The following is a 17560-nucleotide window of genomic DNA, read 5'->3' on the forward strand; positions in this document are numbered from 1 at the left end:
TTAGGGTTAATTGTCCGCTAGTTCCTGAAGAATTGCAACAGTAATTTTACTTATGTTATCAATAATTGCTTAACATAATTAGTCGTAAGGTGCTATAATAGCGTACCTTACATCATTAAAGGTGCGCTATTATAGCACCAGACATTAAACCGACAAATCTTGACGGGGTTTAAAAGTCTCAATCTGCCGCAATTTTTCGTATAATTCCCGTTCCTCTTCACTAATTTCCTTGGGAATTAACACCTGAATTTCTACTAGCTGATCGCCCCGATCGCCATTTCCAGTCGGATAGCCTTTATTTGCCATCCGCAACCGCTTTCCAGAGGTGACTCCCGGCGGTAGTTTCATCTTCACCGGGCCATCGAGCGTCGGCACTTCCACATCTCCACCTAGCACCGCTTCGCAGGGTGTCAGCAGCAATTGGCAGCAAATATCCGACATTTCTAAGCTAAAAAATGGATGGGGAGAAACCGTGATTTTTAAGTACAAATCGCCGCCACCAATACCTTGATTCCGCAGGCGAATTCGCTGGCCCGATACCATTGCCGCAGGCATATTTACTTCGATCCATCGCCCGTCATCCAAACGAATGCGCTCGGTACCGCCGGAATAAGCTTTTTCCAAAGGCAGAGTCAGCCGGGCCTCGATGTCTCTTCTGATTTCGCGATCGTCAATTTCTCTAGTTTCGCGTCGAATTTCGCGATCGACTGTTTCGCGTCGAATTTGGCGATCGTCCAAATCCCTTCCATCTTCCCGATAATTAGCAACATAACTCGTTTTTTTAGAAGCCGTACTCCACGGTTCCGAAGCGGCTACTCCCGGTGCATCATTCGCTGTCCCCATCCTCACTTCCCGCCGCCTTCCGAGCACTTGATCGAGAAATTTATTAAAATCGGAGTAATCGCTAAAATCGATTTCTTCGGCTGGTTTATTGCGGCTGCCTTTGTTATTTCCCCAACTTTTGAAATTGGGAAGTTTTACGCCTTGTTTGCCTTGAAATCCCTTTTGTTTCCAAAATTTACTAAACCGATCGTATTGAGCTCGCTTGTCGAGGTCGGAAAGAATATCGTAAGCTTCATTAATATCCTTAAAGTTATCTTCAGCAAATTTGTCACCCGGATTCACGTCTGGGTGCAACTGCCTTGCCAGTCGGCGGTAGGCTTTTTTTATCTCATCAGCCGTAGCATCTCTGGAAACTCCCAGAATTTGATAGTAATTGCGAAAGTTTTGCATAGTTGGAGAAGGAAGAAGGAAGAAGGAAGAAGGAAGAAGAAGGAAGACGGAAGAAGAAGGAAGAAGAAGGAAGAAGGAAGACGGAAGACGGAAGAAGGAAGACGGAAGAAGGAAGACGGAAGAAGGAAGAAGGAAGAAGGAAGAGGGAAGAAGGAAGACGGAAGAAGGAAGAGGGAAGAGGGAAGACGGAAGAAGGAAGAGGGAAGACGGAAGACGGAAGACGGAAGAGGGAAGAGGGAAGAAGGAAGAAGGATTAGGGATTAGGGATTAGCGATTAGGGATGAGGTTTTATCCTTGTAGTTTGTTGATTGTACTGACAATTAATCCTGTGAGTTCATCTGCTTCTTTGATAACTGGTGAGATTTTTTCTGGTGCTGCTAACCCCACTCTTTCAGAAATCACTAGATGAGTATCCAGTTCTCTGAGCGAACCGAGAGCTATTCGCAAATATCGAATATACTCTTGTCTAGTAACAGGTCCATATCCCTCCGCAATGTTAGCTGGTACTGATACAGATGCACGGCGAATTTGACTGGTGATACCATAAAGTTCAGACTAATGAAAAGATTTAGTTAATTCGTAGCAAAGTTGACAAAGATAAATACCCCGCTGCTAGATGTATTGTTCTCTATGGGTCATACAACATAATTCCCTCCTTACTTATCATAGTAATCTTTATCTAATTCAAAGAAGTATAGTGTAGGAGAGGAGAAAGAAAAGGATCTGAGAAGAATTAGGAAAAGAGCCGTCACATATTCTCGGCTGAAAATCCGCTATTTTCCTTCTTCCTTCTTCCTTCTTCCTTCTTCCTTCTTCCCTCTTCCTTCTTCCTTCAATTACAACCAATCGTCGTCATCATCCCAATCGTCGCTTTGATTTTGATAAGGGCGACTGGGGCGATTCGCGCTGCTTCTGCGCTCGGGTATGCGCTCGTAGGGGCGATCGCGCTCGTAGGGGCGATCGCGCTCGTAGGGGCGATCGCGCTCGTAAGGGCGATCGCGCTCGTAGGGGCGATCGGGAATTGGATCGACAGTCGATCGCCTGTACGGTTTAGCATTTTGATAATAGCTGCTGTCATCGCTGCGCCGCTTCGTACCGTCGCCCGTAAAAGTGCGCTTCACAGACTCAAAGAAATCATCATCATCGTCATCCATCGCAAACGCTGCAACTTCGCGGCTCAAATCGTAAAGAGCATCTTGCAAATCCGAGCCAACTCGATCGACACCCCGCTCGTCGTTGCGTTCCAAACTGTCTCGCAATTCCCGAATTAAAGTTTCAATTCGCTGGCGACTTCTTTGAGCAAACTGCATTCCGCGATCGAGCGCCACCTCTCGCAACTGCCGCTCAGCTTGATAAGCCAAAGCTTCAGCGCGATTGCGTTTTTCTACCTTTTCCCGCTGCAACTTATCAGCTTGAGCAAACTGTTCAGCATCGCGAATCATTTGATTCACTTCCTGCTGAGAAAGCGTCGAAGCACCTTGCACAGTAATGCTTTGTTCCCTGCCGGTAGTTTTGTCCAAAGCTGTCACCAACAGCATCCCGTTAGCATCAATATCAAAAGCTACTTGTACCTGCGGAATCCCTCGCGGCGCCGGCGGAATTCCACTTAATTTAAACCGTCCCAAAGACTTATTATCTCTGCCTAATTCCCGTTCCCCTTGGATCACATGAAGCTCTACCACAGTTTGGTTGTTTTCGGCAGTCGAAAAAATATCCGATCGCCTGACAGGAATAGTCGTATTCCGAGGAATCAATTTTTTCATCACCCCGCCGATCGTTTCCAAGCCCAGAGAAAGCGGTGTCACATCCAAAAGCAGCACATCGCGGACATCCCCCGCCAAAATCCCCGCCTGAATTGCCGCACCCACCGCCACAACTTCATCGGGATTCACATTTTGATTCGGCTCTTTATCAATCAAACTGCGAACAACTTCCTGCACCAAAGGAATCCGAGTCGAACCACCGACCAACACAACTTCATCAATCCGAGCCGGACTCAAATTTGCATCAGCCAAAGCTTGTTTCACCGGACGGCGCAGCCGCTGCACCAAATCCGTGCACAGCCCCTCAAATTGACCGCGAGTCAGCCGCGTTTCCAAATGCAAAGGCCCATCTTCATTGGCATCAATAAACGGCAAATTAATCTCAGTAACACCGACTCCAGACAGCTCAACTTTGGCTTTTTCTGCCGCTTCGATCAACCGCTGCAAAGCTTGGCGGTTTTTCCGCAAATCCACGCCTTCTTTTTCCAAAAATTGTTCTGCCAACCAATCAACAATTTTGGAGTCAAAATCATTACCTCCCAATTGAGTATCGCCGCTAGTTGCTTTGACTTCAAATACTCCGTCTCCAACATCTAAAATAGATACATCAAAAGTACCGCCGCCCAAATCAAAAACCAAGATTGTTTGACTTTCTCGCCTTTCCAAACCGTAAGCCAAAGAAGCCGCCGTCGGCTCATTTAAAATCCGCTTGACATCAAGTCCGGCAATTCGTCCCGCATCCCGCGTCGCCTGTCGCTGCGAGTCGTTGAAATAAGCAGGAACAGTGATTACAGCCCCCGTGACTTCTTGTCCGAGATAGCGGCTGGCTTCATCGGCCAACTTCCGCAACACCATCGCCGCAATTTCCTCTGGTGCAAAATCTTTTTTCAGGCGAGGACATTTGATTTTGATGTTTCCGCTGTCGTCGCGCCGAGTTGTGTAAGGGACGCGCTTTGCTTCTGCTGTCAGTTCGGTATACTTGCGTCCGATGTACCGCTTGACAGCGTAAAAGGTGTTTTGCGGGTTGAGAACAGTTTGGCGTCTGGCCATCTGTCCGACAAGGCGTTCTCCTTCTTTTGTGAAAGCAACCACCGAAGGAGTTGTCCGCATCCCTTCTGCGTTGGCAATCACAACCGGTTTGCCGCCTTCCATGACGGCTACTACTGAGTTTGTCGTTCCGAGGTCAATGCCAACTACTTTTCCCATACGTCGGTTGTCTCCTGTGGCGTTGTGTCTAGCTTTTTTAATATAAGCGCAAGTACGATCGCATTTATTGTACCTTGTCGAGCAGCGGGGCTGCGGAGGGTTTGCCTCACTCCTCGGTTGGCCGCTGAGGTTGGCTGGGTACGATCGACCTTTTTTCCCTACGGTTTGGCGCCGCAACCGAGGAGCAAATTGATTAGAATAGAGAGCAAATTAAGGAATTAATTATAATGACCAGTATCAAAGAAATATTAAAATCCGTTCAATTTGTGGTTGATGCTAACGGTAAAAAGAAAGCCGCACAATTGAGCATATCGGCTTGGGAAGCTTTGATCGACTGGATCGAAGATCGGGAAGACGAACAGATTTTCTTGCACGGCGATGGCCCAATTGCACAAATGCGGTGGCAGTCCAGAAAAGGCGGGTTGGCTTGATTGGGGAACCGTTAAAGATGAATGGGATGAAGATTGAGCTTATTAAATGTATCGAATTCGGCTATTGGCATCTGCTCACGATGAGAGGCGAAACTTACCAGGAGTCATTCGCCAGCGAATTTAGAAAATAATTGAGGCGCTGGGTGAAGATGCACGTCCTGACAACAGCATTATGCTTCGATTTTATGCAAACGCGAATTTGGAACCCAAGCGAATTAGAGTTGATTTGTGGAGAATCATTTACGCTGTTGATGATGAATTTCAACAAATCGCTGTGTTGGCTATCAGGAAGCGTCCGCCTTATGATTATGAGGATGTGCTTGATTTGTTAGCTGAGTTGGAGTGATTATTGAAAAACTTACTCCCGAACAAGATTAATTTTCGCTACCAACTTAAGGAGGCTAGAGTTATGCAAAGTATTAAAGTGCGATCGCGCGTCGGTTCCGACGGGATGTTGCATTTGCAAATCCCCGGTGGTATCAAAGATACAGAGTTGGAAGTTATTGTAGTTTTCCAGCCCATAACACCAGTAACTGAGCGTAAAACACCGGAAGATTTAGGCTGGTCGCCCGGTTTTTTTGAGACAGTAATAGGAAGTTGGGAGGGAGAACCGCTTGTTCGTCCCGATCAGTTGGAATATGAAATCCGGGAAGAATTGCTGTGATTTATCTTTTAGACACCAATACTTGCATCCGTTTGTTAAATCCAGACCGAAACTCATCGGTATCTCGCCGACTAGCAATGATGCGGTCAAATGATGTAGCAATATGCTCTGTAGTTAAAGCAGAACTTTACTGGGGTGCTTTTAAAAGTTCTCGTCAAGATAGCAATCTAGCTCGACTAGAACGTTTTTTCAATGAGTTTGTAAGTTTGCCTTTTGATGACCAGTCTGCCCTAATTTACGGTCAAATTCGCGCTCAATTAGCTGCCTCTGGGACACCTATCGGCCCTAATGACCTGTTGATTACCTCTATGGCTCTTGCCAACAACCTAATTCTTGTAACTCACAATACCCGCGATTTCAGCCGTGTTGAGAGTTTGCGTCTGGAAGATTGGCAGATAGAGGCATGAGTTAGATGTATTGAGTTCGCATATAATCGAAATCAAAAGCTCGCTCCCAACAATTCCTCCAATCACAATAAAACTATGAAATTCTCCCTCGATGTAGAAAACAACCCCACAGGCTGGCCAGACCATACTCAGCTACCCGAATCTGACGGTACTTTTGTGAAAAACTTTCAAGAACATCCCCAAAGCATCTTACTAACCGATTCAATTACTTCCATTTTAGAAAGAATTCACGCCGATGGTAACTATTGCATCGGTCAAGACTGCGGCATTTATTGGCGATTAACTGAGCCATTAGAAAAGGGTGCAGAAGCGCCAGATTGGTTCTACGTGCCCAATGTGCCGCCAACACTAGACGGTCAATTGCGCCGTTCTTACGTGATGTGGAAAGAATTTGTATCGCCGTTAATTCTGTTAGAGTTTGTATCGGGAAATGGGACGGAAGAACGGGACAGAACGCCTTTATTGCGCTCGGGAAAACAGGAAACTAAGGCTGGTAAATTCTGGATTTATGAAAATGTCATCCATCCAGCATTTTACGGAATTTATGAAGTAAGCAAGGCTAGTGTAGAAGTCTATCACCTGATCGAAGATAGGTTTGAATTAGTTGCTGCAAACGATCGCGGTCATTATCCGATTCCACAGTTAGGAGTGGAATTGGGAATTTGGCAAGGAATGTATCAAAATGCTGAGTTACCTTGGCTGCGCTGGTGGGACAGTCAAGGGAATCTGTTGTTAACGGGTTCTGAAAGAGCCGAACAAGAACAGCAAATAGCTCAACAAGAGCGCCAAAGAGCCGATCGCGCCGAACAAGAATTAGAGCAATTGCGCGCTCAGTTGCGATCGGCCGGCATTGAACCGGAATTGTAAATTGTCTTGTAAGTGCGATCGAACTCATTGCTGTTCTTGTCTCAAAAACACCTCCAATCACAATAAAACTATGAAATTCTCCCTCGATGTAGAAAACAACCCCACAGGCTGGCCAGACCATACTCAGCTACCCGAATCTGACGGTACTTTTGTGAAAAACTTTCAAGAACATCCCCAAAGCATCCTACTAACCGATTCAATTACTTCCATTTTAGAAAGAATTCACGCCGATGGTAACTATTGCATCGGTCAAGACTGCGGCATTTATTGGCGATTAACTGAGCCATTAGAAAAGGGTGCAGAAGCGCCAGATTGGTTCTACGTGCCCAATGTCCCGCCAACACTAGACGGTCAATTGCGCCGTTCTTACGTGATGTGGAAAGAATTTGTATCGCCGTTAATTCTGTTAGAGTTTGTATCGGGAAATGGGACGGAAGAACGGGACAGAACGCCTTTGTTGCGCTCGGGAAAACAGGAAACTAAGGCTGGTAAATTCTGGATTTATGAAAATGTCATCCATCCAGCATTTTACGGAATTTATGAAGTAAGCAAGGCTAGTGTAGAAGTCTATCACCTGATCGAAGATAGGTTTGAATTAGTTGCTGCAAACGATCGCGGTCATTATCCGATTCCACAGTTAGGAGTGGAATTGGGAATTTGGCAAGGAATGTATCAAAATGCTGAGTTACCTTGGCTGCGCTGGTGGGACAGTCAAGGGAATCTGTTGTTAACGGGTTCTGAAAGAGCCGATCGCGCCGAACAAGAATTAGAGCAATTGCGCGCTCAGTTGCGATCGGCCGGCATTGAACCGGAATTGTAAATTGTCTTGTAAGTGCGATCGCGCTCTGATGGGCGCGATCGCCCCTAAAAACTTTACAAGGGCGATCGGGAAAATCGATCGCCCCTATTGAAGCTAAAATCAAACAACAACTCAAAATAAATCTATGGGACTCTTTGACAAGATTCGCGGCGAATTTGTCGATATCATTGAATGGTTGGACAATACCAGCGATACCATTGCCTATCGATTCGAGCGCCACCAAAACGAAATCAAACAAGGTGCTAAACTAACTGTACGACCAGGACAAATAGCAGTCTTTGTCAGCGAAGGTCAAGTTGCCGATGTCTTCGATCCAGGAATGCACGAACTGTACACCCGCAACTTACCTCTTCTGAGCACCTTAAAAGGTTGGCCCTACGGTTTCAACTCTCCCTTCAAAGCAGAAGTCTACTTTTTCAACACCAAAATATTTACCAACCTGAAATGGGGAACTGCTAACCCCGTAATTATCCGCGATCCAGAACTCGGCCCAGTGCGAATGCGGGCTTTTGGCACCTACAACATTAAAGTTTCCCATCCCGAAGAACTTTTAAAACAACTAATCAGCACAGACGGACTATTTCAAGTAGATGAAATTAGCGAACAACTCCGCAATACAATAGTCAGCGCCTTTGCTAATTGGGTTGGCAATTCCCGCGTTCCCCTGCTGGACTTTGCAGCCAACTACACCCACATGGGCGAACAGGTGCGAGTTGCCATACAGCCAAGTATCCAGCAATTCGGGTTAGAATTAACTCAGATATTAATTGAAAATATCTCGATGCCCGCTGAAGTGGAAGCAGCACTCGACAAACGAGCCTCGATCGGACTTCTAGGAAATATGCAGCAATATACCCAATATCAAGCTGCTAACGCCATAGAAGCATCAGCAAATAACCCCAGCGGCGGCAATCAAGCATTAGAATTAGGCATGGGAATGGCAATGGGTCAGCAAATGACAAATATGATGCAGCCGCCAGCATCTCAAACTCCGCCGCCGCCGCCTCCTCCACCAACACAAACTCAGTGGTATATTGCCCAAAACGGTCAACAATTAGGCCCTTTTGGATTGGAGCAACTTTTGCAAAATGGTTTGACACATCAGGTAATGGTTTGGCGATCGGGTTTTGAGGGCTGGAAATTAGCATCGCAAGTACCGGAATTAGCCTCTTTGTTGGCGACAGTACCGCCGCCTCCCCCGCCAGCAGCAGCCTAAAATTTTGCATTTTTAGTTAATTGGTAGTTGGTAATTGGTATGCTTTCCCTATTACCAATTACCAATTACCAATTACCAATAAACCATTATGAATACTTCGGAACCTAATGTTAAACGTTTTCCCTGTCCTAGCTGCGGCGCTTATTTAGAGTTCAACCCCCAAGCAGGAAAACTCAAGTGCGGTTACTGCGGCTGGGAAGATGCAATTCCCCAAACTGCGGAAGAAGTAAAGGAGAATTCCTACGAACAATATCTCCAAGTCGATCGCACAACGCTGACAACTTTATCCACAACAGCCCTGGAAGTAAAATGCAATGATTGCGGAGCAAGTGTTACTTTTGAACCGCCGAAAGTAGCGGGTAAATGCCCATTTTGTGCTTCTCCAATTGTGACGCAACCTGTAAAAGCCAGCCCTGGCGTGCAGCCAGAGGGAATTGTACCCTTTGAAATTACTGATAAACAGGCCAGACAAAGCATTCAGAAGTGGCTCAGCAACCGCTGGTTTGCTCCTTCTGCTTTGAAATCCCTGGCGCAGCAGGAGAAAATTCAAGGGGTTTATTTGCCGTTTTGGACTTACGACTGTTATACGCTGAGTTACTATCAGGGAGCTCGCGGAGAGCATTACTACGTGACTGAGACTTATACAGAAACTAATGCTAACGGCGAAACTGAAACTAAAACTCGCCAAGTCCAACATACCAGGTGGTGGCCTGTTGCTGGCAGAGTCGATCGTCCTTTCGATGATATTCTAATTCCCGCCACAACTTCAGTCGATCGCCCGCGTCTGGATGCACTGGAACCTTGGCATCTCAACCAGTCCCTGCGCGCTTACAATTCATCTTATTTAGCTGGATTTGAAGCGCAGCGATCGCAACTTTCTCTTTCTCAAGGATTTGAATCTGCTAAAAATGTCATGGCGGGTACTATTCACTTCGATGTTTGTAGAGACATCGGCGGCGACGTGCAGCAGGTTCACAGCATTTCTACAGATTACAATGCTATCACTTTTAAGCATATTTTGCTACCTGTGTGGCTGTGTGCCTATCGCTATCAAAACCAGCGATATCAGGTAATGGTTAATGCACGCACCGCCGAAGTTCAAGGCGAACGTCCCTACAGTGTTTTGAAGATTGCTGCTGCTGTGGTTAGCGGTGTCGTGCTTGCGGGTGCGATCTACCTATTGTTTACTGGTAATTGGAAATACATCCGTTTTCCCGGTTTGCCTCAACCCGAACCCCAACCAACTTCCCTACCTGTACCGCGCCAAACTTTACCGCCAGTTTCTATTCCCTCTACCGCACCTGTACCGAACAAAAAATTACCGCCAGCACCTGTCCCCTATTCTAATTAATTAATTGATTGTTTATTAAACCTATCGAATAATTATTGTGGAATAGGCATCCGGCCTGTTCAAAACTTGGGATTAGTGGCGCGCGGCGTAGGTTTTTGTCAAGAAACCAGGTTAATTTGATTTTTACTGCCTCCTGGAATGTAGTTCATTCTTGATTTTTTATTTGAACTGACACTTGTCTTGAGTTAACAAGGTATTTAACCAGTTCGAGGCGGCTCAAATTTAAGACTTATAATTGCTGAAGCCGTTGAAGGGAGAAGTAAACGGTTGATTTTTAAGATCAAATATTATCGAATTTATTAACCAGTAACAATAAAGGCGATCGAGATATTTACAGCTCATTCTCTTGTAGGGGCAGCAAAGAGTGGCTGCCCCAAAGTCTGAAATGACCGAAAATGGTTGGTGGGGCGGGTACGCACTCTTTGCGCTACCCCTACAAAGCCCTCATTTTTTGGAGAATGAAACCGCCCTGGGGGATTGGGGGATCTAGACTTAACTTCAAACAACAGAAACTGTCTGTTTGAAGTTAAGTTTTGACCAACGTTTTGTTGCATGAACGATCGCACTCCCTACAAAATAATATTCCAAATATGACTTTTATGAACTTAATTAATGAATTTAATGAATTGACGTTAAAAAAAATTAGTTGAATACTTATCGTAGATCACAACATTTCTGTATATCGTAGCTTAAAGCAGGTTAAAAAACATGACTAAATTAGTAAGTTTGTTTCGCAAACTTTTACCCTTAGCAGTATCTTTCGCAACAACGATCGCAGTATCAGGCACTTTTGCCCCACCAACTTCAGCACAAGTCAAATCGCCACCTCCGCAACCCCAGGAAGTCCAACCAGCGCCAGAAGAAGGTTTTACCATCCCGATTTGGATCTTTCCCGTAGGCGCAATGTTCTTTGTGTTCATTTTTATTCCCAAAATTGGTTGGACTTTGGGATTAATTGCGATCGGCGAACGAGAAGTAGGAATTGTTGTCAAGAAATTCTCCCGCAAAAACTTGCCATCCAGTAGATTGATTGCACTCGATGGTGAAGGAGGTTTGCAAGCAGATACCCTTCCTCCCGGCTGGCATTTCGGTTATTTTCCCTGGCAATATAGTGTTCGCAGAGAACCAGTTGTTGTGGTTCCTCAAGATGAAATTGGTTTGATTATTGCCAATGACGGAGCCACCATTCCTGCCGATCGCATTTTAGGCAAAGTCGTCGATTGCGACAACTTCCAAAATGCCCGCAAATTTCTCATCGACGGTGGCGAAAAAGGACGGCAGTTAGCCATACTCACTACGGGTACTTATCGGATTAATACGGCTGTATTTGAAGTCATTACTTCAGCTAATGCTGCGGCAAAAGGTATGCAGCCGTCGGAACTTCAACTGTACAAACTTGTTCCAGATCGCGTGGGAATTGCCAACGTGCTCGACGGAATTCCGATTGATGAAGGTGAAATTGCGGGGCCGATAATTCCCGGCCACGACAATTTCCAAAAAGCGCAATCTTTCATCAAAGGTGGCGGGCGCAGGGGCTTGCAAGAACAGGTGATTTTATCTGGTTCCTGGAACCTCAATCCCTGGTTTGTGCAAGTCGAACAGGTAAAAATGACCGAAGTGCCGATCGGCTATGTCGGCGTCGTGATTTCCTATGTGGGGCGATCGCACCAAGATGTAAGTGGCGTGGCTTTTACTCACGGAAATCTTGTCAACAAAGGCGATAAAGGCGTGTGGGTGGAACCGCTTTATCCCGGCAAACATCCGATCAATACAAAAGTGATGAAAGTCGAACTTGTTCCTACTACCGATGTAGTTTTAAACTTCACATCGCGGTTCAGCGGCGAACACGGCTACGACTCGAAATTAAGCGCTCTCAAATTGCTTTCTTTTGACGGATTTACCTTTGATTTAGAAGTGTTTCAAATCATTCATGTCGGTACTTTGGATGCGCCGAGAGTGATTTCGCGCCAAGGTTCGATGCAGAATCTGATCGACCAAGTGTTGCGTCCAATTGTGGGCAATTACTTTCGGAATTCGGCTCAAGAATACACGATTCTCGACTTTTTGATCGCGCGTAGCGAACGCCAAGCAGAGGCCGCAGAACACGTCCGTCAAGCCTTGCGGGCATATGATGTGCAGGCTGTGGACACGCTGATCGGTTTGATTTCACCGCCACCAGAGTTAATGCAAACATTGACCGATCGCAAAATTGCTCAGGAACAGGAAAAAACCTACGAAGTACAGCGGATTTCAGAGTATCAGCGTCAAGAATTGGTGCGCGCAACGGCGATCGCAAATATTCAAAATCAGGTGGTGGCGGCGGAACAAGGGGTGAAAATTGCTCAATTGAGTGCAACTGCTGCGATCGAACACGCAAGCGGTGAAGCAGAAGGAATTCGGTTAATGGGACAAGCAAAAGCGGATGCTTATCAAGTTGGTGTCAACGCTCTCGGTACCCAGAGTTACACGCTGCTGCAATTGATGCAAGCTGTCTCAGATGGTAGCGTTCGCGTTGTTCCCGATGTCACAGTCAATGGTAACGGCGGTAGTGGGGGTTTGTTGGACGGTTTGATGGCAATGTTGCTGCGGAATGAAACCAGTAAACATGGAGATAATGGAGCACAATCACCTGTAATTAATGTTAAGAAATCTAAGTCTGTTGTTGTGGAACCTGTGGCCGAATCACCAGTAGCAAATGTGCATTCGGTGGAGTCGGTGGAGTCTCCTAATCATTCACCATTTCCTCAGTATGGGGTTGTTGCTGAGACTGATATTAATTGGGCATTTGGTGAATTGTCTGACGATATTTAAGCACAGGTCATTGGTGTCAACGTAAGCTGTCAGTCCGCCAATTCTGCCAGTCTGCCCGCCATTCCAACCGGGAATGAATTCCCCTCTTATAGCTAAACTCCTCTTGCATAGGACTAATGAGTTCTTCAGTCTTATGCAAGAGGAGTTTAGCTTTGAGGCAGGGGTTTAAACCCCTGCCGGACTATTACCATTGCAATCTTTGACTAACATGACAAATCTCTCCTTGTCTTCTAAAAATTGATCTTTCAGCAAACAGCAAAATTTGATTAAACTCCTGTGGGGTGGGCATCTTGCCCGCCCCAAACATCAAAATATGACTTTTATGAATTTAAACTAATGAATTTATGAATTGACTTGCATAATTAAATAATGGATTATCTTAACAATACCCATTTAATTAGAGCAAAGATAAAGTCATGAAACCAACATCAAAAAAGCTGGAAATGCAAGAAAAATCTGCTTTTAGGATGCACCTAATTGTTGGGGGAAGCTTTTTCATGTTTGGTTGGTTTTCCGGCAGTTTGTTGAATTTATTTACTTTAATTGGTTTGCTTGTGGTGATTTTTGCACAGATTGAAACCGTTACATTTGATAAAGACCTCGGTTATCTGATTTTCAAGCACCAACAACCGTTTATTTGCAAAACAAAAATTATCAAACACCTGCTGCAAGATATTTCAGGTGTGGAAATACAAAAGTTAGAGGATAGCGAAAGTATTAAGTATCGCGTCTGTCTCGTGCTATTTTCAGGAAAGCGGTGCGTTGCTCTAACTTCATACTTCAGCACTGATTTTGCAGACAAGCAGAAAACAGCCGAAGTCATTGCAACGTTTCTGAATATTAAAAATTACGGTCTTGAAGGCTTTCCCAGGCAGCCAACTCTCAGCGAAGAAATGCAGTGGGAGACGGTAGAGGAGGAAATTGTCCACTGGGAATCTGCGATCGCAACTGATTCAAATGATGCTGATGCCCGCGTGAAATTGGCATTTGCTTTGTTAAAAAAAGACGAAATCAAAAACAAAGAACAAGCAATTGCCTACCTTAAACAGGCGGAGAACGTGTTAAAAAGTCAAGGCTATCACGACGATGCAATGTATGTAGCCCAGATTTGGGGAACTATCTGGTGGAGGCTGCTTAAAACTTGAATATTTTGCGTTTCAGTTGTAGGGAAAATCCCCCCGTGGTTGCCCCGATCGAGGGTAGGCACTCTTAGCAATACCTACAAATTTTGTGAATAATTTAGGATTGCTATAGGTTGAAATAGCAAGATTTTCAGATACAATAAAATGAGTAGATTAAGAGAGAGCGTTGTGTATGATCGCGCAAGTTGAAACCAAAACCTACACGGCCCAGGAATATCTAGAATTGGAAGTTAATTCTCTGGAGCGGCATGAATTTATCAATGGGCAGATTGTTCTGATGGCCGGCGGCGCACGGAATCACAATGAAATCACGAGCATCTTAAACGCTATTTTGAGGGTGAGTCTCAAGGGTAAACCTTACAGTATTTTTGCATCGGATCAGCGGCTTTGGGTTAGCCAACTTAATAATTATACTTATCCAGATGTGATGGTGGTAGCGAAACCAGTCGAACTCCAATCTGGACGCACTGATACAATTACCAATCCTGTGTTCATTGCTGAGGTACTATCTAAGGGTACTAGAGCTTACGATCGAGATGAAAAGTTTGCCGCTTATCGCAGTATTCCCAGTTTCCAAGAATATTTATTGATCGACCAATATCGGCTGCATGTGGAACAATATTCCAAAACTGATGCGAATAAGTGGATTTTTTCGGAATATGGTGTTATGGGCGATCGGCTGATGTTAACGTCTGTTTCTGTAGAGATTTTGCTGGCAGATTTGTATGAGAATATTGAATTTAGTGAATAAGACGAAAAGTGCGATCGGGATTAGGGTAAAATGTAGTAGTTATTTATGAGAGTATTCAACTCATGAGGCTCAATGACTAAACCTGTTCAACTTCGGCTTTTCGACTCAATACCTGAATCCCACGAAAATACTCAATCGAGGATTATCAAAGAGAGGACAGGAACTTTTACCGATAATATGAAATTGCCTATCCATCGGTGGTTTCGCTATTCTGCGGGATTCTCAGCAGCTTGGGTAGAAAAAGTTATTACAGAGTTAGAACCTCAAACTATCCTCGATCCATTTGCAGGATCTGGCACTGTTTGCGTCGCTGCTGATAAGCTTGGGGTAAATTCTTACGGTATTGAAGCGCATCCTTTCGTTTATAAGCTTGCCAAAGGAAAACTCGCCTGGATGGTAAATATTCCTGAATTTTTGGCAACAGTTAATGAAATCAAGCATTTTGCTGCAAGTCTTCAACAAAAGCTGCCAGAAAAAATTCCAGAATTGCTAAGCAAATGCTACACAGATGAGGCTTTAGTAGACCTTTTCAAAATCAGACAAGCTTATTTTGAAATAGCCCCTTCTCTATCTGAAGAATTGCAGTCTCTGATTTTTCTGGCTATTTGTGCCATTCTACGTCCATCCAGTCATGTCGGTACTGCACAGTGGCAATATATTCTCCCTAACAAACGCAAAGCTAAGACTTGTGAACCATTCGAGGCGCTAGAAAAGCAGGTTGCTATGATGCAAGAAGATATGTATCAAATGCAATTTATCACTAGATCGAGTCAAGCCACTTTGATTAAAGAAGATGCTAGAAACTTAAACAGCATTCCCGATCATTCAATAGATTTAGTGATTACTTCTCCTCCTTATGCCAACAACTATGATTATGCAGATGCTACACGTCTTGAAATGACCTTCTGGGGCGAAGTTAATTCTTGGAGTGATTTACATGAGACAGTTCGTAAATTTCTCATCCGTTCAAATTCACAGCACGTTTCCAAAGAGCGAGTTAGTTTGGATACTCTGATGGCTGAATCGATTATTGATGCGATTCGAGACGAGTTACTTCCTATTTGTCAAGAAATGGAAAGGATTCGCGGAACCAAGAGTGGCAATAAGGCATATCACACAATGATTGCTGCTTATTTTACAGATATGGGATTTGTATTTAAGGCACTTCGTCGAGTTGCAGCATCTGATGCCAAAATTTGCTTTGTAATCGGAGATTCAGCTCCCTATGGAGTGTATGTTCCTGTTGAGCAGTGGCTCGGTAAACTGGCTATTTCAGCAGGGTTTAATTCATGGAATTTTGAGCATATTAGAGAGCGTAATATCAAGTGGAAAAATAGAAAACATAGTGTCCCACTACATGAAGGACGACTTTGGATAGAAGGTTAATTTATGGCAGAACCCTCATCACACAAATTTGGGCAAGAACTAGGCAAACTTATTGAAGATATCGTACTTAACGATATTCTCAAGCCCCGGCTATTACAGTTTGTACAAAGCAAAAATTACTACCTCGATTGGCAGCGAACTCGTCAAGCTAGAAGTGGTAAAAAAGTTACTTGGAAAGACAAATATGACAATAAACACGATCTAGATTTTGTAATTGAGGTCGATGGTAATGATCTCCAGCTTGGTACACCTGTGGCATTTATTGAATGTGCATGGCGTAGATATACAAAACACTCAAAAAACAAAGCTCAAGAAATCCAAGCTGCTATACTACCTATCATTGAGCTTCATAATTTGTCAGCGCCATTTTATGGTGCGGTATTAGCTGGAGAATTCACAAAACCAGCTTTGGATCAACTTAGAAATAATGGATTTGCCATTATTTATATTTCTTATCAAAATGTGGTAGCAGCATTTAAAAAAATCAATTTGGATATTGCCTTTGATGAAACAACTCCAGATATAACCTATACCATTGCCTCAAAAAAGTTAGCTGATCTGAGTAGTTCAGATATAAAGAAGCTAGGAGAAGCTTTGATCCTAGTTTCAAAACAAGAAATCGATAGCTTTATGGATACGCTGAGAAACAGCCTTGAGCGTTATATTGCTAAAATAATTCTCATCCCGCTTTTTGGTACAAAATACGAGTTTAAGAGGATTGATGATGCACTAATAGAGCTAAATACACTTGATATCAATCGTCCAAGTGGTGAGTTTGAGAGGTTTGAAGTTATTGTTGATTACAACAATAATGATACAATTCGAGCAACTTTTCAGGACAAAAATTCGCTTGCAGCTTTCTTGAGAAAGCTGAAAAGTTGAGTTCAGCAGATTAGAGATTAATACCGAGAACCCGACTTCTTTAAGGAGTCGTGGTTCTAACAACGATCGCATTTATCGACTCTTGCCCTATTCGCCGATCGCCCCTGCATTCTTCGCCCTAACCAACAAACCGTGTTTTGGGGCAAAAATCATCGCCAACACAAACAACAGCGTTTGTAGCACCACAATACATCCGCCTGTGGAACCATCGATGTGGTAGCTGATATATGTTCCCATCACGCTAGAAAAGACACCAGTGGCGATCGCAATTAGCGTCATATGGTCAAAATTATCACTCAATAAATACGCCGTCGCTCCCGGAGTCACCAACATTGCTACCACCAAAATAATCCCCACAGTCTGAAGTCCCGCCACCGCAGTCAGGGATAGCAAAGACAGCAACACGTAATACAGAAAAGTGATATTTAAACCGATCGATCGCGCGTGAGTAGAATCAAAACAAAACAACACTAAATCTTTGCGTAAAATTGCCAAAGTTACTAAGGTGACGACACTAATAATTACAGTCTGAGTAATATCAGCATCTGAAATACCCAAGACATTGCCAAACAAAATATGGGTTAAATCGATCGAGCTTCTGACTTTAGAAATTAACACTAAACCAAAGGC

Annotated in this window: 18 protein-coding genes; 14 read left to right on the forward strand and 4 right to left on the reverse strand. The window is 44.3% G+C overall.

From position 1 onward, the window contains the following. Positions 1-144: 144 nt before the first annotated feature. Entirely contained in the window at positions 145-1233 is a 1089-nt protein-coding gene (locus IQ270_RS08315) for a DnaJ C-terminal domain-containing protein (RefSeq protein WP_193972760.1), read from the reverse strand. A gap of 2 nt (positions 1234-1235) precedes the next feature. Here IQ270_RS08315 and IQ270_RS08320 point away from each other — a divergent pair, with 2 nt between their 5' ends. Further along, a complete protein-coding gene (locus IQ270_RS08320; protein WP_193972761.1) occupies positions 1236-1490 on the forward strand; it encodes a hypothetical protein in 255 nt (84 codons plus the stop codon). A 31-nt stretch (positions 1491-1521) separates the two neighbouring features. Here the strand turns inward: IQ270_RS08320 and IQ270_RS08325 are convergent, their stop codons facing one another. Next, positions 1522-1773, reverse strand: coding sequence for a four helix bundle protein (locus tag IQ270_RS08325; RefSeq protein ID WP_339384390.1), 252 nt, complete (start codon positions 1771-1773; stop codon positions 1522-1524). 296 nt (positions 1774-2069) lie between these two features. Beyond that, positions 2070-4202: a molecular chaperone DnaK gene (gene dnaK / locus IQ270_RS08330; RefSeq protein ID WP_193972775.1), complete on the reverse strand. Its 2133-nt coding sequence runs from the start codon at positions 4200-4202 to the stop codon at positions 2070-2072. A gap of 227 nt (positions 4203-4429) precedes the next feature. On the opposite strand from dnaK, the gene IQ270_RS08335 reads away from it, so the two are divergent. From IQ270_RS08335 to IQ270_RS08395, 13 genes are all read left to right on the forward strand, one after another. Then, the gene (locus IQ270_RS08335; RefSeq protein WP_228056172.1) at positions 4430-4633 is read left to right on the forward strand and encodes a hypothetical protein; all 204 of its coding nucleotides are present in this window, start codon (positions 4430-4432) and stop codon (positions 4631-4633) included. A 172-nt stretch (positions 4634-4805) separates the two neighbouring features. Next, the gene (locus IQ270_RS30805; protein ID WP_228056173.1) at positions 4806-4979 is read left to right on the forward strand and encodes a type II toxin-antitoxin system RelE/ParE family toxin; all 174 of its coding nucleotides are present in this window, start codon (positions 4806-4808) and stop codon (positions 4977-4979) included. Positions 4980-5042: 63 nt separating this feature from the next. Then, positions 5043-5297, forward strand: coding sequence for a hypothetical protein (locus IQ270_RS08345; RefSeq protein ID WP_193972762.1), 255 nt, complete (start codon positions 5043-5045; stop codon positions 5295-5297). Further along, positions 5294-5704, forward strand: a complete 411-nt coding sequence (locus IQ270_RS08350; RefSeq protein ID WP_193972763.1) for a type II toxin-antitoxin system VapC family toxin — start codon at positions 5294-5296, stop codon at positions 5702-5704. The genes IQ270_RS08345 and IQ270_RS08350 overlap by 4 nt, the downstream gene beginning before the upstream one ends. A 75-nt stretch (positions 5705-5779) precedes the next feature. Then, entirely contained in the window at positions 5780-6571 is a 792-nt protein-coding gene (locus tag IQ270_RS08355) for a Uma2 family endonuclease (protein ID WP_193972764.1), read from the forward strand. 70 nt (positions 6572-6641) lie between these two features. After that, positions 6642-7391, forward strand: a complete 750-nt coding sequence (locus tag IQ270_RS08360; protein WP_193972765.1) for a Uma2 family endonuclease — start codon at positions 6642-6644, stop codon at positions 7389-7391. 124 nt (positions 7392-7515) lie between these two features. Continuing rightward, a complete protein-coding gene (locus IQ270_RS08365) occupies positions 7516-8607 on the forward strand; it encodes an SPFH domain-containing protein (protein WP_193972766.1) in 1092 nt (363 codons plus the stop codon). An 88-nt stretch (positions 8608-8695) separates the two neighbouring features. After that, positions 8696-9958, forward strand: a complete 1263-nt coding sequence (locus IQ270_RS08370) for a primosomal protein N' (replication factor Y) - superfamily II helicase (protein WP_193972767.1) — start codon at positions 8696-8698, stop codon at positions 9956-9958. 708 nt (positions 9959-10666) lie between these two features. After that, a complete protein-coding gene (locus IQ270_RS08375; protein WP_193972768.1) occupies positions 10667-12769 on the forward strand; it encodes an SPFH domain-containing protein in 2103 nt (700 codons plus the stop codon). 416 nt (positions 12770-13185) lie between these two features. Continuing rightward, the gene (locus tag IQ270_RS08380; protein WP_193972769.1) at positions 13186-13914 is read left to right on the forward strand and encodes a M48 family metallopeptidase; all 729 of its coding nucleotides are present in this window, start codon (positions 13186-13188) and stop codon (positions 13912-13914) included. A 169-nt stretch (positions 13915-14083) separates the two neighbouring features. Further along, positions 14084-14662 carry a Uma2 family endonuclease gene (locus IQ270_RS08385; protein WP_193972770.1) on the forward strand — a complete coding sequence of 193 codons (579 nt, stop codon included), beginning with the start codon at positions 14084-14086 and terminating at the stop codon, positions 14660-14662. Between the two features lie 72 nt (positions 14663-14734). Next, positions 14735-16048 (forward strand): DNA methyltransferase, encoded by a 1314-nt coding sequence (locus IQ270_RS08390; RefSeq protein WP_193972771.1) that lies wholly within the window; start codon positions 14735-14737, stop codon positions 16046-16048. A gap of 3 nt (positions 16049-16051) precedes the next feature. Continuing rightward, entirely contained in the window at positions 16052-16930 is an 879-nt protein-coding gene (locus tag IQ270_RS08395) for a hypothetical protein (protein WP_193972772.1), read from the forward strand. Positions 16931-17017: 87 nt separating this feature from the next. On the opposite strand, the gene IQ270_RS08400 is transcribed toward IQ270_RS08395, so the two are convergent. Then, the coding region (locus tag IQ270_RS08400) for a metal ABC transporter permease (protein WP_193972773.1) at positions 17018-17560 on the reverse strand (543 nt) is incomplete at its 5' end.

The organism is Microcoleus sp. LEGE 07076, from assembly GCF_015207455.1.
Classification (GTDB): Bacteria; Cyanobacteriota; Cyanobacteriia; order Cyanobacteriales; family Microcoleaceae; genus Microcoleus.